Genomic DNA, 12,070 nt, shown 5'->3' with positions numbered 1-12,070 from the left:
CCAGATTCCGTTCGCGCGTTGTTGATTCGCCGCTGCACACCGGCACGCCGAGTTGGGCCGTCGACCCGGAGTTCGATCTCCACTATCACGTTCGACGCATCCGATTGCCCGGGGACGGCTCGATGGGCGAACTGCTGTCGACGTGTGAGCAATTGGCGATGACCGCGCTCGACCCGGCGCGACCGCCGTGGGAGGGCTACCTGATCACCGGCCTCGCCGACGGCAAGACCGCGTACTTCCTCAAGGCGCATCACGCGTTGACCGATGGACTCGGCGCGATTCTCGCTCTCGCGCAACTGCATTCGCCTTCGCGTGAGCCGATCCCGGACAAGCCTCAGCCACCCGCGCCGCCGCCGACCGAACTGTCGGCGTTCGAGGTGCTCGCTCGACAGGTGGGGCAGGAGATTCGACGTACGCCCTACCGTGCGGGCGTGGTGTTGCGCGGAGCGTTGGCGCTGACAGATCCCAAGCAGGCGTTGAGCAAGGTGCTGCGCTACGGGCGGTCGGTGCCGCGCGTTGCCGGCCTCGTGAGTCCGCCCGGTTCGCCGCTGCTCGCCGAGCGCAGCCTCTCCTGGCGCTTCCTCGCGTTCGAGGTGCCATTCGTCGAGCTGAAAGCCGTGGCGAAGTCGATGAAGGCGTCGATCAACGACGTCTATCTCGGCGGGCTCATCGGTGGCTTCCGCATCTATCACGAGAAGATGGGTGAGCAGGTCGACGCGATTCCCGTCGCGATCCCGATCTCGGTGCGTCGACCAGAAGATCCCGAGGGTGGTAACCGCATCGCGGTCGGCAGGCTTGCCGGGCCGATGGGCATCGACGACCCGTTCGAGCGTGTGTTGACGATCCGCGAGCAGGTGCGTGCCGCGCGCACGGAGCCCGCCGTCGACATCTTCAACACACTGGGGTCGGTGCTGGCGTGGATGCCGGGTGAGCTTCTCGGTCAGTTCAGTGGCGCGACGAGCATGAATGATCTGCAGGCCAGCAATGTGCCGGGTATCCCGTGGGAGACGTTCGTCGCGGGTGCGAAGGTCGAGCGGTTGTTCCCGTTCGGTCCGCTCCCCGGATGCGCGGTGATGGCAACGATGATCACGCACAACGCCACGGCATGCCTCGGGCTCAACTGCGACGCCGCGTCGATCTCCGACCCGGAACTGTTCGCCGAGTGCATCGTCGCCGGGTTCGACGAGGTGCTCGCCGTCGCCGCCCCGACCGGTGAGGACATCGACCGGGTCGGGATGCGGCGCGTCGTATAAGGGCTCTGGCTAGATGTCGAGGCGCGCGTACTCGCGCAGCTTGGTGGTGCGGTGCACGGCCTCGATGCGGCGGATGGTTCCCGACTTCGAGCGCATGACCAGCGAACGGGTGGTCGCGCCGCCACGGCGGTAGGTGACGCCGCGGAGCATGTCGCCGTTGGTGACGCCGGTTGCCGCGAAAAAGCAGTTCTCGCCGCGGACCAGGTCATCGGTGCCCAGCACACGGTCGAGGTCGTGTCCGGCGTCGATCGCCTTCTGGCGCTCTTCGTCGTTGCGCGGCCACAGCTTGCCCTGGATCTCGCCGCCCATGCACTTCATCGCGACTGCGGTGATGATGCCCTCCGGCGTACCGCCGACACCCATGAGCATGTCCACCGTCGAGTAGTCACCGGCAGCGGCGATCGCGCCCGCGACGTCGCCGTCGGAGATCAAGCGGATCTTGGCGCCTGCCTTGCGGATCTCGCCGATGAGGTCGGCGTGGCGCGGACGGTCGAGGACGACGACGGTCAGATCGCCGACGTCGATGCCCTTGGCCTTGGCGACCGAGTTGATGTTCCACTCGACCGACTCGTCGATGTTGATGGCGCCCTTGGCTTCCGGGCCGACGGCGATCTTGTCCATGTAGAAGACGGCAGACGGGTCGTACATGGTGCCGCGCTCGCTGACCGCGATGACGGCGATCGAGTTGGGGCGACCCTCGGCCATCAGAGTGGTGCCGTCGATGGGGTCGACCGCGACGTCGCAGTCGGGGCCGAATCCGTTGCCGACCTCTTCGCCGTTGAACAGCATCGGGGCCTCGTCCTTTTCGCCCTCACCGATCACGACGACGCCGCGCATGGAGACTGTCGACAGGAGTTCGCGCATCGCGTCGACGGCCGCACCGTCGCCCTTCTTCTTCTCGCCGCGTCCCACCCAGCGTCCTGCGGCGAGTGCCGCGGCCTCGGTGACCCGCACCAGCTCCATGGCAAGGTTGCGGTCGGGTGCCTGGTGGTTTTCGGCTGTCATGTCTGATCGACTCCTTGGCGTTGGCAGTGACGCGGCCGCAGTGGCGTACGCGGCATCGGGCGAATGACGCCCATCGATCATCCTTTCATGACGAGTGCGAGTTCACGCACCCGCCTCGGGAGTGATCTGACGCGTCGATGCAGCGCACGCGGGTTGTGGAGGCCTCAGAGGGGGTCGAGGATGCGACGGAGGAACTGACGGGTGCGTTCCTCCGCGGGATGTGCGATCACCTCGTCGGGGCCGCCCTGCTCGACGATCACACCACCGTCGACGAACAGCACCTGGTCGGCGACCTCCTGCGCGAATCGGATCTCGTGGGTCACGACGACCATCGTCCAGCTCTCCTCGGCGAGACCCTTGAGCACTTTCAGCACGTCGCCGACGAGTTCGGGATCGAGCGCCGACGTCGGTTCGTCGAACAACAGGACCTGCGGATGCAGCGCGACGGCGCGGACGATCCCCACTCGCTGCTGCTGGCCGCCCGACAACTGGTGCGGGTATTGGTCGCGCTTCTCGGCGAGCCCGACGCTGGCCAGCAGTGCTTCGGCCTCCGCAGTGGCGTCGGCCTTGCTGCGACGCTGCACCGTGACGGGCCCCTCGATGACGTTCTCGAGGACCGTCATGTGGGGAAAGAGGTTGTAGTTCTGGAACACCATCGCACTCTGCGCGCGATACCTGGCGATGTCGGATTTCGAGTACGTGCCGTCGAAGTCGATCGTCTGCTCCCCGACGCGGATGACTCCGGCGTCGGGGATGTCGAGGGCGTTGAGCGATCGCAGGATGGTGGTCTTGCCCGAGCCGGATGGGCCGACGATGACGGTCACCGTGCCGCGGTCGACGGTGAAGTCGATGCCGCGCAGAACGTGGTTGTCGCCGAAGGACTTCTGCAGCCCGGCGACGTCGACGACTCGCTCCGGCTGCTTGCTGACGGGTTCACTCATGACGTCACGAACCTTCCCAATCGGGACTCGAGCCTGTTCTGCAGGGCGGACAGGACCATGCACACGATCCAGTAGTAGATGGCTGCGGTGGTGTAGAGCGCGAAGAACTCGAACGTCGGTGCTGCGGCGAGCTGAGCGACCCGCAGCAGTTCGGTCACCAGGATCGTCGACGCCAGGGAGGTGTCCTTGACCAACGAGATCAACGTGTTGGACAAGCCCGGCACCGCGTTGCGTGCCGCCTGCGGCAGGATGATCCGACGCATCGTCGTGCGGTAATTCATGCCGATCGTCTGGGCCGCTTCTGTCTGCCCCTTCGGAACCGAGAGGATCGCGCTGCGGATGATCTCGGCGGCGTACCCGCCGACGTTGAGCGAGAACGCGACGACGGCGGCGGGGAACGGCGGCACCTTGATGCCCAATTCGGGTAGCGCGTAGAAGATGATGAACAACTGCACCAACAGTGGCGTGCCACGGACGATCGAGATGTAGGCGCGCGCCAGCCAGTTGATCAGTCGTGTCTGCGAGAGCCGTGCCAGCGCCACGACCAAGGCGATTACCAGACCAATCAAGAAACTGATCGCGGCGAGCGGGATGGTGACGGTGATGGTCGCCTTGGCCATCGGCCACAGGTTGTCGCCGATGATCTTCCACGTGCTGCGCGGCACTGCCTGCTGCTGCTGTGCGGCAGCGCTTCCGCTGGCGTCCGCCTTGAGGTACTTCTGCGAGATGGTCGACAGGGTTCCATCGGCACTGAGCTCGTCGAGTGCCTTGTTGATGTCGCCGGTGATCCCGCTGTTCTTTCTGGCGGCGAAGGCCTGCTCGCTGGTGTCTCCGGTCTTGGCGGCGATCTTCACGCTCTTGTCGCCGGTCTCGGCGAAGTAGGCGTAGACCGCGACGCTGTCGTTCACGGTTGCCTGGACGCGCCCCTGGTTGAGCAGCTTGATCGCCTGGGTGAAGCCCTCGACGGATTCGACGTTCGCGCCCGCGTCGCGGGCCACCTGTGCCCAGTTGCTCGTGGCCGACTGCGCGGTGGTCTTGCCCTTGAGGTCGTCGAGCGAGTGGATGGAGTTGTCGTCGGCGCGGGTGACGATGACACCCTCGCTGACGGCGTATGGCTTGGAGAGGTCGTATTTGGCCTTGCGTTCCGGCGTGATCGACACCTGGTTGGCGACGACGTCGAATCTGCCCGACTCCAGTCCGGCGAAGATGGAATCCCAAGGAGTTGTGACGAATTCGGCCCGCACGCCCATCTTCTTGGCGACCGCGTTCGCAACGTCGACGTCGTAGCCTGCGAGCTCGCCCGTCGTGGGATCGCGATAGCTGAACGGCGCGTAGGTGCCCTCGGTGCCGACACGCAGCACGCCGGAAGAACGGATCTCGTCCATGCCGTTGCGCTGGTCGTCGGAACCGCCGCACGCAGCAAGGGTTGCCGCGGCGATCAGTGTGGACAACACGACGACGGCGATGCGTCCTCTGCCACTGAGCCGGACGGTGGACCCGACACGGGACATGACGAGCTGTAGCGCGCGCATACGGAACCGTACCGCGTGACGGTGGCGGTCGATTGTGGCGGCGCGCACGCTCGTCGAGGGGCGCGACGCAGGGTGTGGCGTGCGGCTGGGATACTCGTCAGCCATGGCGAGCAAACCCCGCATCCTGACCAGCGGCAAGGACATGATCTGGACGCTGATCCCGTTGCTGGCGGTCTGCGCACTGGTGGCGATCGCGTCCGGCAACTGTTCGGTGGGACTGACCGGCACCGCCTCCGACGACAAAACCCCCGCGTACGACGTCCACAACGGACTCGCCGCCGACGCGCGGACCATGCCGTTCCCGATTCGACGACCCCCGACGCCGGAGGGCTGGAAGCCGAACTCGGGCAGCACCGGGGAGATGGCAGGCGGCTCGACGTCGAGCAACGTTGGTTGGGTCACCGGCACCGGCGCCTATCTGCAGCTCACGCAAACCGATGCGTCCGAGGACGATCTCGTCCAGAAGCTCGGCGGCGACGACGTGTCATCGGGAACGGGCACCAAGGACATCGGCGGGCACACCTGGGTGACCTATTCGACGCACGACGGCAACAAGTTCTGGATCACCGACCTCTCCGACGTGCGGATTGCCGTGATGTCACGCGGTCCCGACTCCGAGATGGAGCAGATGGCGCAGTCGGTGCTCGCTCAGCAGCCGCTGCCGAAGTAGGACTCCCGATCCCAGTCCCGGTGAGCCCGGTGTGGGTGAGCTCAGTCCTCGTCGGGGTCTGAGTCGTCGAACTCGTCGTCATCCTCGCTGTCATCGGGCGAGAGGGCGGCTTCGATACGGTCACGCGCTCCGGTGAGGTGTTCCTCGCAGCGCGTCGCCAATGCTTCGCCGCGCTCCCAGATCGCTAGCGATGCGTCGAGGTCGAGGCCACCGTGTTCGAGTGTCGTGACGACCTCGATGAGCTCGTCGCGGGCCTGCTCGTAGCCGAGCTGCGCCACCGGGATCGGCTTGGTGGACTTGCCTTTCGCAGGGCCGGTCACTTCGTGCTCCTCTGTGTGCTGGGGGTGTCGTCGTCGGTGGTCTTCGCTGTGCGTTTCTCGGCGTCGGGTGCTTCTGACGTGACCTCAGCCGTGGCTGCGCCGTCGCCGACGCGGATGCGCAGTCGCGCGCCCGCGGGCATTTGGTCGGTCGAGGTCACCACGTGAGGGTCGCCGTCGTCGACGCGTTGGACGACGGCGTACCCGCGGGCGAGGGTCTGTGCCGGACCGAGTGTCGCCAGGCGCGCGGAGAGATGTTCGACGCGGCGCTGCTCGGCGTCGACCATCCTGCTGACGTCGCGTCGGATGTCGCGCCGCATGCGGTCGACGTCGTCGGAGCGTCGGTCGATCATGGTGAACGGGTTGGCGAGGACGGGCCGTGCACGCAGGCCCGCGATCACCCGGTCTTCGCGGTGGACCCAGTTACGGAGTGCGTGGGCGCTGCGTCGACGCATCTCTGCGATGCCGGCGAGTTCTGCGGTGACATCGGGGACGACGCGCTTGGCCGCATCGGTCGGGGTGGCGGCGCGGATGTCGGCGACGAGGTCGAGGAGCGGATTGTCGGGTTCATGGCCGATCGCGCTGATGACGGGCGTGGTACATGCTGCGACGGCCCGCAGCAGTGCCTCGTCGGAGAAAGGGAGTAGATCCTCGACGCTGCCTCCGCCGCGTGCGATCACGATGACGTCGACCTCGGGGTCGGCGTCGAGATCGGCGAGGTGGGCCAGGATGCGTGGCACCGCTGTCGGTCCCTGGACGGGAGCGTCGCGGACCGCGAAGCGCACCTGCGTCCACCGTGTCTGCGCCACCGACATCACGTCGCGCTGGGCGGCGCTCGCGCGTCCGGAGATCAACCCGACGGTGCGCGGGAGGAACGGCAGCGACCGCTTGAGGCGCGGATCGAAGAGCCCCTCCGCCGCGAGGAGTTGTTTGAGACGTTCGATGCGCAGCAACAGCTGGCCGACGCCGATGGGTCGAATGTCGGTGACGCGCAAGGAGATCGTCCCGCGGCCGGCGTAGAAGTCGGGTCGGCCGAGCATCACGACGTGGCTGCCCTCGGTCACGGGGACCTCGGTGCGCATCAACAGGTCGGGGCTGCAGGTGACGGTGATCGAGATGTCTGCGGCCGGATCGCGAAGCGTGAGGAACGAGGTGCGGGTACCCGGTCGGCGCGAGACCTGGGTGACCTGACCCTCCACCCAGATCTGACCGAGCTTGTTGATCCACTCCGCGATCTTGCGATTGACGGTGCGTACCGGCCACGGGTTGTCGGCATTATTGCCCGTGTCTTTGGATTTCCCGGGCGGCGTTGCGTTCGCCGAGGTCACGACCGCTTGTTCTGGGCGGTGATCCGGTTGTCGAGCATCGTGATGAACGGCGCCCGGTTCTTGGTCGCTGTTTCATATGCGACCAGCGCGGTGAGGTCGTCGAGGTCGACGGCCCGCAGTTTGGCGCGCAGTTGGGCCAGCGTCAGGGTGTCGTACTCGATGAACTCGACGATCTCCGGCTTGTCGACGTCGGAGACATCGTCGTCGGAGGTGGGTGTCTCGCCCGCGATGAGGTCGGCGGGGGCTGAGCTGTAGAGCGCGAACCGCCCGGCGTCGGCACGCGGCGCCGCGGTCTTGGCCGCGGAGTTCGACTCCGGTGTCGCGGCCTTCGCGGGTTGCGCAGGCTTGGTGGTCGTCGCGGCGTCGACCGCCTTCGTGGGGGCCTTTGCAGGCGCTGAGTCCTTGGGTGCGGTGCCCTTGTCGGCCGCGGTCTTCGTGGCCGCGCTCTTGTGGGTCGAGGTCTCATGGGTCGAGGTCTTGTGGCTTGCCGCGGGCTTCGCCGACGACTTCGACTTCTCAGACGTCTTCGACTTCGCAGGCGCCTTCGACTTCGCAGGCGCCTTGGGTGCCGCGTGCAGTGTGGTGACCTCGGCGGTTCGGGTCACGGTTGGTTCGGTGTCCGTACTCTCGATGGGTGTCCCCGGATCGATCTCGGTGAGCTCGTCTTCGTCGAAGCGTGCCCACTCGGGCTGTTCGTCGGGTTTGTCGAAGAGGAGGTCAATGGCCTCGTCGCCCTTGATCGCCAACTCGGCGATCTGCTGCTGCGCCCGCATACCGGCTTGGAGCGTCTGACTAACCGCTGTCATGGGCAGCGTGAACAGGCGAGTCGGCAGTCGGCGGGTCTCTTCGATTGCCACGACGATGAGACCTGCGGCGATACGTGCAGGATAGGGTGCGCGAACCATGACCACACTCTGCCATCTGGTCTGCGTCACACCAACCCGAAGCGCGGCGGTTCGCTGGGCTGACACCACGTACCCTGGAGACCATGTCTGAACCAAAGCGTGTCCTGCTGGCCGAGCCGCGCGGTTACTGCGCGGGCGTCGACCGTGCGGTCGAGACCGTCGAACGCGCCCTGGACAAGCACGGAGCACCCGTCTACGTGCGTAAAGAGATCGTTCACAACAGGCACGTCGTGGACACGCTCACCGAGCGTGGCGCCGTGTTCGTCGGCGAGACCGACGAGGTCCCGGAGGGTGCGATCGTCGTCTTCTCCGCACACGGGGTGTCGCCAGAGGTACATCGCACAGCAGCAGCCCGCAGCCTCAAGACCATCGACGCCACCTGTCCGCTGGTCACCAAGGTGCACCAGGAGGCCAAGCGTTTCGCCCGCGACGATTACGACATCCTGCTGATCGGCCACGAGGGCCACGAAGAGGTCGAGGGAACCTCAGGTGAGGCTCCCGAGCACATCCAGATCGTCGACGGCCCCGACAGCGTCGACAAAGTAACCGTGCGCGACGAGTCCAAGGTGATCTGGCTTTCGCAGACCACACTGTCTGTCGACGAGACGATGGAAACCGTGCGACGGCTGCGGGAGAAGTTCCCCCTTCTCAATGACCCGCCGAGCGACGACATCTGCTACGCCACCCAGAACCGCCAGGTCGCGGTCAAGGCGATGGCTCCGCAGTGCGACCTGGTGATCGTGGTGGGGTCCAAGAACTCGTCCAACTCGGTGCGGCTTGTCGAGGTCGCGGTGCAGAACGGCGCCAAGGACGGCCACCTGGTCGATTACGCCCGCGAGATCGACGACGCATGGCTCGACGGCGTCTCGACGGTCGGCGTCACGTCCGGCGCGTCGGTGCCCGAGGTCTTGGTGCGCGGAGTGCTCGACTACCTCGCCGAGCGTGGCTACGACTCCGTCGAGAAGGTCAACACCGCCGAGGAGACGCTGACCTTCGCACTGCCGCGCGAGTTGCGGCCCGCGCGGACGTCGTCGAAGTAGCCAACGCTTGTCGTAGCTCCGGCGGGCAGTGTTCGTCGCGAGTTCAGTACTCGTCGGGACTGAGCGTGCGGGTGCGCCGCTGCGGCAGCGCGAGTGCGAGAACCACCACGATGAGCACCGCGGCTGCCCCCGTACCGAGCAGCGCGACGTTGCGAGCGGTGTGATCGGGTGCCTGCGGTGACGGCGGTGCTGCGATCGGATGTGCGACAGCGTCGGCGCGTGGAGTGTCGTCGAGTTCTGCGGTGAGTGCCGCGACGGGGTCGACGACTCCGAATCCGATACGGGTATCGCGCCCAGTGCCCGGCGCGTGGGCAGTTCTGGTGACACGATCGATGACCGCGGCTGCGGTCAGACGCGGGTAGCGCGCACGAACGAGCGCGACGAGGCCGCTGACGTAGGCAGTTGAGAAGCTGGTGCCGCGCAAGGGGATTGCTCCCGACTGATCCTGCTGCGCGTACACGACGCGTCCCGAGCCGTCGATGCTGATGACGTCGGTTCCCGGTGCTGCGACAGATACCCACGGGCCGTTGATGCTGAAATCGCTTGGGGCGCCGGTGCCCGCGTCCACGGAGCCGACGGTGAGCACGTACGGAGAGAACCATGCGGGGCTCGCGATCATCGAGACCGACCGCCACCCCGTCGGGTCGTCGCCGCTCGGGATCGGATTCTGACTCGTACATGCCGAATCGCGTGTCAGGTTGCCTGCGGCGACGACGACAACGACATCGCGCTCGTGCGCATATCGCACCGCTGCGCCGAGTGATCGGTCGTTGAGCTTGGCGCCCACGGCAGCGCACGCCACCTCGGAGATGTTGATGACCGTTGCACCGAGGTCGACGGCGCGGACCACCGCGTGGGCGAGCGTGCGCACCGAGCCGTATCCGCTCCCGACGTGAGGATCGTCTGAATCGCGAGAACGTCTGGCGCCGAACGCCGTACTCGACTGACGGATCGAGATGATCGACGCGTCGGGTGCCACACCTGCGAAGGCGTCGGTGTTGCTCGGCGCGCTCGCGATGATGCCCGCGACGAGTGTGCCGTGTGCGTCGCAGTCGGACAAACCGTCGCCGGTCGACACGTAGTCGCCACCCGCGGTCAGCCGGGGGAGTCGTCGACTCGGGCTGACGCCGGTGTCGATCACCGCGACGCGCTGGCCCGCGCCTCTGCTGAAGCGCCACGCGTCAGGCAGCCGCATCATCGCCTGCGCACCCGTCGCCGACGAATACGCCTCTGCGGCAAGCGGTGCGGCACACAGTGTGCGTTGCTCTGTGGGTTCGGGTGGTGCGACCGGTGCAGATCTGACGAGTGCGGCGGTGTCGATGACCGGTGGTGTCACGGCGAGAGCCGGAGCCTCACTCGAGCACACGAGTACCGCGATGCACGACACCATCGCCGCCACAACAGAACACGCGCGTGCGCGCGGCAAGGTCAGAACTCCCGCACGAGCCGGTAGAGATCGAGTATCCACAGTAGTAGCGGGATCACCGCGAGCAGCAGCGCGTACTCGAACAGCTCGGCGCTGCGTCGCAACATCGGCGAAAAGTCATGAGCCGCAGCGAGCCTGCCGACGATCACGGCAACGACAGCGAGTGCTGTGGCGACGCCGAACCCGATCAATGCCCATGGCGACGGATCGCCAACCGCGAGTCCGACGAACACCACGATCACCGTCAATGCGCCACCTGCGATCTGCGTTGCGGCCTGCGCGAGGTCGCTGTGCGAGCGACCGCGCAGGCACAGGACCACACCGATGACGATCGCGTATGCGACCGCGATCGGGTGGAATCCGGAGAGGGGAGCCGCTGCGCCGCAGGCTGCCACAGCGGTGACAGCGGTTGCGCCGCCGATGATTCCGGTCAGATACGCGTTGGCGAGGTGTGAGCGTCGTTCGAGCGCATCGACTTTGGGCAGTGCGATCGCACCGATCGCGCCGATTCCCTCGATCGCCGGTGTTGGTTCGAAGACATCGAGGTCGATCGGGGCACCCGCTGTCGGGACCGGTGGCACAGGCAGTTTGGTGAGCAGGATCGTCGTGCGCGATGCGGTGCATACGGTCAACAGGCCGACGGCAGCCACGACGGCCGACACCTTCTCAACGCCGATGCCGGTGCCGGCGACGAGCGTCAGGACTGCTCCTGCGCCGGTCAGCGTGGACGTGGTGGTCAGTGCGCTGTGGGTGATCGGTCCGACAGCGGTCACCCGATACGAGACGACTGAGGCGAGCAACACCAGCGCACACCCCAGCGCCAGATGGGCGGCGCCGAATGTACCGGGAGGGGTCAATAGGCCCGCGACGAATGCGAAGGGCATGGCCGACGCCGACAGCACGGTTGCCGACGGCGCGTCGTCGAAGTGCCGGGCGACAACAGCCGCGGCGGCGAGGAAAGCCAGCGCTGCGATACCACCCAATAGTGCTGTCGTGCTTCCCATCCCACCGAGACGAGTGAGGCTCAGCGATGCTGCCGCACCCAGTGCGGCGATCAACGTCGCGACATATCCGGCGTATCGCGCGGCGAGTGGCGACCACGTCGCGAACACCGAATCGTTGAGTCGCGCGACAGCGTCGACGACGTCGTCGAACAATACGGGCGACTCGCCGGTGTCGACCGACTGCAGCATCAGCAGGTCGCCGTCACGAACACCCGACTCCGACAACGTTCGGTTCGGTACGAGCGGCTCCTGTCCGACGAGTGCGAGCGTCCAACGGTGCTGGCGGTCGGGTGGCTGTGTCGAGGGATCGACATCGGGGTCGTCCGGGTCGTGTTGGGCCGGGATGCGCGCGGTGATCTGGGAGACGAGCTCGCCGATCAGCACCGCCACCGGCACGGCTGCGGGAAGCCCGACGTCGAGCTGGGTATTGCCGCCCAGGACAGACACGCGAACGAGGGCCGGCTCGATCGGCGTCGTGCGGCCGGCGCGTCGCTCGCCAGCCGGCCCGCTCCCGGCTGGGCTGCCACCGACCATTCTCGACGTGTCCACAGATGTCATGTTTGTCCGTTCTCCCCGCGGTTGGGAGTTAACATAGCGAACTACGACATCGACGACCAGCCAAGTCTCAACAGGGCTAGAAGCCACGAGG

General features: G+C 66.5%; 11 protein-coding genes. 3 read left to right on the top strand and 8 right to left on the bottom strand.

Annotated elements, in window-relative coordinates:
- On the top strand, nt 1-1,253 hold a 1,253-nt coding region (locus tag B3T59_RS23385; RefSeq protein ID WP_287005262.1), incomplete at its 5' end, for a wax ester/triacylglycerol synthase domain-containing protein.
- A 9-nt stretch (nt 1,254-1,262) separates the two neighbouring features.
- Here B3T59_RS23385 and glpX read toward each other — a convergent pair.
- The 3 genes from glpX to B3T59_RS23370 form a co-directional block, all read right to left on the bottom strand.
- Entirely contained in the window at nt 1,263-2,258 is a 996-nt protein-coding gene (glpX, locus tag B3T59_RS23380; protein ID WP_005207945.1) for a class II fructose-bisphosphatase, read from the bottom strand.
- 164 nt (nt 2,259-2,422) lie between these two features.
- Nucleotides 2,423-3,199, bottom strand: coding sequence for an amino acid ABC transporter ATP-binding protein (locus B3T59_RS23375; RefSeq protein ID WP_064863617.1), 777 nt, complete (start codon nt 3,197-3,199; stop codon nt 2,423-2,425).
- Nucleotides 3,196-4,731: an ABC transporter permease subunit gene (locus tag B3T59_RS23370; protein WP_287005266.1), complete on the bottom strand. Its 1,536-nt coding sequence runs from the start codon at nt 4,729-4,731 to the stop codon at nt 3,196-3,198. The genes B3T59_RS23375 and B3T59_RS23370 overlap by 4 nt, the downstream gene beginning before the upstream one ends.
- A 103-nt stretch (nt 4,732-4,834) precedes the next feature.
- Here B3T59_RS23370 and B3T59_RS23365 point away from each other — a divergent pair, with 103 nt between their 5' ends.
- The gene (locus tag B3T59_RS23365) at nt 4,835-5,401 is read left to right on the top strand and encodes a DUF4245 domain-containing protein (protein ID WP_064863670.1); all 567 of its coding nucleotides are present in this window, start codon (nt 4,835-4,837) and stop codon (nt 5,399-5,401) included.
- 41 nt (nt 5,402-5,442) lie between these two features.
- Here B3T59_RS23365 and B3T59_RS23360 read toward each other — a convergent pair whose 3' ends face one another.
- Genes B3T59_RS23360 through B3T59_RS23350 form a run of 3 tightly spaced genes read right to left on the bottom strand, consistent with a single transcriptional unit; the run spans nt 5,443 to nt 7,951 of the window.
- Complete coding sequence (locus B3T59_RS23360) at nt 5,443-5,721, bottom strand: exodeoxyribonuclease VII small subunit (RefSeq protein WP_251723115.1); 279 nt, start codon at nt 5,719-5,721, stop codon at nt 5,443-5,445.
- The gene (gene xseA, locus B3T59_RS23355; RefSeq protein ID WP_251723114.1) at nt 5,718-7,046 is read right to left on the bottom strand and encodes an exodeoxyribonuclease VII large subunit; all 1,329 of its coding nucleotides are present in this window, start codon (nt 7,044-7,046) and stop codon (nt 5,718-5,720) included. Before xseA ends, B3T59_RS23360 begins: the two co-directional genes overlap by 4 nt.
- A complete protein-coding gene (locus tag B3T59_RS23350; RefSeq protein ID WP_251723113.1) occupies nt 7,043-7,951 on the bottom strand; it encodes a lipid droplet-associated protein in 909 nt (302 codons plus the stop codon). Before B3T59_RS23350 ends, xseA begins: the two co-directional genes overlap by 4 nt.
- Before the next feature lie 83 nt (nt 7,952-8,034).
- Between B3T59_RS23350 and B3T59_RS23345 the strand changes: the two genes are divergently transcribed.
- Nucleotides 8,035-8,991 carry a 4-hydroxy-3-methylbut-2-enyl diphosphate reductase gene (locus tag B3T59_RS23345; RefSeq protein ID WP_005207952.1) on the top strand — a complete coding sequence of 319 codons (957 nt, stop codon included), beginning with the start codon at nt 8,035-8,037 and terminating at the stop codon, nt 8,989-8,991.
- Between the two features lie 43 nt (nt 8,992-9,034).
- On the opposite strand, the gene mycP is transcribed toward B3T59_RS23345, so the two are convergent.
- Nucleotides 9,035-10,381, bottom strand: a complete 1,347-nt coding sequence (gene mycP / locus B3T59_RS23340; protein WP_251723112.1) for a type VII secretion-associated serine protease mycosin — start codon at nt 10,379-10,381, stop codon at nt 9,035-9,037.
- 38 nt (nt 10,382-10,419) lie between these two features.
- Entirely contained in the window at nt 10,420-11,979 is a 1,560-nt protein-coding gene (eccD, locus tag B3T59_RS23335) for a type VII secretion integral membrane protein EccD (protein ID WP_251723111.1), read from the bottom strand.
- Between the last annotated feature and the right edge of the window lie 91 nt (nt 11,980-12,070).

It is taken from the genome of Gordonia sp. UBA7860 (assembly GCF_002500165.1).
GTDB lineage: Bacteria > Actinomycetota > Actinomycetes > Mycobacteriales > Mycobacteriaceae > Gordonia > Gordonia sputi.
Note: the sequence above shows the minus strand (reverse complement) of the source record. Positions and strands in the feature narration are given on the sequence as shown.